The sequence below is a fragment of the Desulfovibrio sp. 1188_IL3213 genome, assembly GCF_036763145.1.
Classification (GTDB): domain Bacteria; phylum Desulfobacterota; class Desulfovibrionia; order Desulfovibrionales; family Desulfovibrionaceae; genus Desulfovibrio.
In genome coordinates, this window is sequence record NZ_JBAIYR010000493.1 from 1 (window position 1) to 1,543 (window position 1,543).

Consider the following 1,543-nt stretch of genomic DNA (forward strand, 5'->3'; position numbering starts at 1 on the left):
GGAGCAACGGGCGAAGACCGCCCAGCTTGGCGGCATGGGCGAGAAAGCGGCTGTCCAGTCCGCCGGAAAAGGCGACGGCGATCCATCCATCCCGGGCCAGAGCACCCAGCCGGGCGTGCAATGCGGCCAGTTTGTTTTCAGTCTGATAAGGCAAGAAGATATCCTCAGGTAGCGCCTACGCTCCGAAGAGTTCGGCGGCTTCTTTCATTTTGTCGCGCACGGGCACCTGGAACGGGCAGTTGCCCTCGCAGGAGCCGCACTGGATACAGTCCCCGGCCTTGTGTTCCAGGGCGAGATAATGCTGCCGAGCCAGTTCGTCGCCGACCTGGGCCAGATCCAGGAACTTGTTCACCCGGGCGATGTCGATGTTGACCGGACAGGGCAGACAATGGTTGCAGTACACGCATTTGCCGAGCATTTCCTCGAAGTGCAGGTCCGCGATAAAGGCGTAGTCGCGCTCTTCGCGGGTGGAATCGTAATAGGCGATCCAGTCAGTGAGGTTCTCCACCGAGTCCGCGCCGAGCATACAGGAAAGCACGGCCGGGCGGTCCAGGCAATATTGCAGGCACTGGGGCACGGTCAGCGCCCGCCCGAAGGGCGAGGTGCGGCCGTCCAGCAGGCGGCCGGCGCCGAGCGGCTTCATGACAGTGATGCCCACGCCGAGTTTTTCGGCCAGGCGGTAGAGTGCTACCCGTTCCTCTGCCACGTTCAGGGAATTCATGGCGCTCCAGTCCTCTTCCAGCGGGTTGTTGGCCACCGGGTCGAGGTCGTAGGCCGGGTTGATGCTGAACATGAACAGGTCGAAATCGCCTTGCTCCAGGAATTTCCTGGCCACGTCCACCCGGTGGGAGGCGAAACCGAGTTTCTTGATCCTGCCCTCGCGCTTCAACTGCAGGCCGAAATTATAGGTGCCCTCCGCGAAGACCCGCTCGTAATCGTCGAAATCGTCCACATAGTGGATGTAGGCGATGTCCGCGTAGTCGGTATCCAGATCGGCCAGCTGTTTCTCGAAACCGCGCCTGACCTCTTCAAGATCGCGCGTCCGCTTGTACTGGCCGTCTTCCTGAAAGGTCAGGCCGAGATGCAGGGCCAGCATCACCTTGTCCCTGCGCCCGGCAAGGGCTTTACGCACCTTGGGAAAGACTTCGGCGGTCTCCGTGGCCAGGTCGATGATGTTGATACCATTCGCGATGGCGTAATCAACCATGGTTTTCATGGTCTCGTGTGACACGGCATGCAGCTTTGAACCGCCGATGCCGACAGTGCTTATTCTCTCCCCGCCTTTGGGAAACGTTCTGTATTCCATATATGCTCCTGTGCTTGGTTCTATTTGATGCCTTCCCACCAGCGGCCGAACGCCTGTTCCCGTCCGTCCAGCCAGACCGGCTGGCCGATTTTCGGGGTCAGCAGGGTAAAAGGCTTGCCTTTGGCGGCTTCCGCAGCCCGGATGAACGGTTCGTCCCAGGGGTGGGAGGCGATGGCGAAGCGGCCGGAATGCGCCAACATCATGGCCCTGGCTCCAAGCTCCCCGGCGGACTGCACG

General features: G+C 61.0%; 1 protein-coding gene and 1 pseudogene. Both read right to left on the reverse strand.

Annotated elements, in window-relative coordinates:
• Window positions 1–175: 175 nt before the first annotated feature.
• Entirely contained in the window at window positions 176–1,306 is a 1,131-nt protein-coding gene (locus V6C16_RS12945; protein WP_333536128.1) for an aldo/keto reductase, read from the reverse strand.
• Window positions 1,307–1,326: 20 nt separating this feature from the next.
• A pseudogene (locus V6C16_RS12950) lies at window positions 1,327–1,543 on the reverse strand (MBL fold metallo-hydrolase); the annotation flags it as partial.

Excerpts from the sequence above, each read along its gene's own strand:
- V6C16_RS12945 (WP_333536128.1), bottom strand. The coding sequence starts at position 1,306 with ATGGAATACAGAACGTTTCCCAAAGGCGGGGAGAGAATAAGCACTGTC.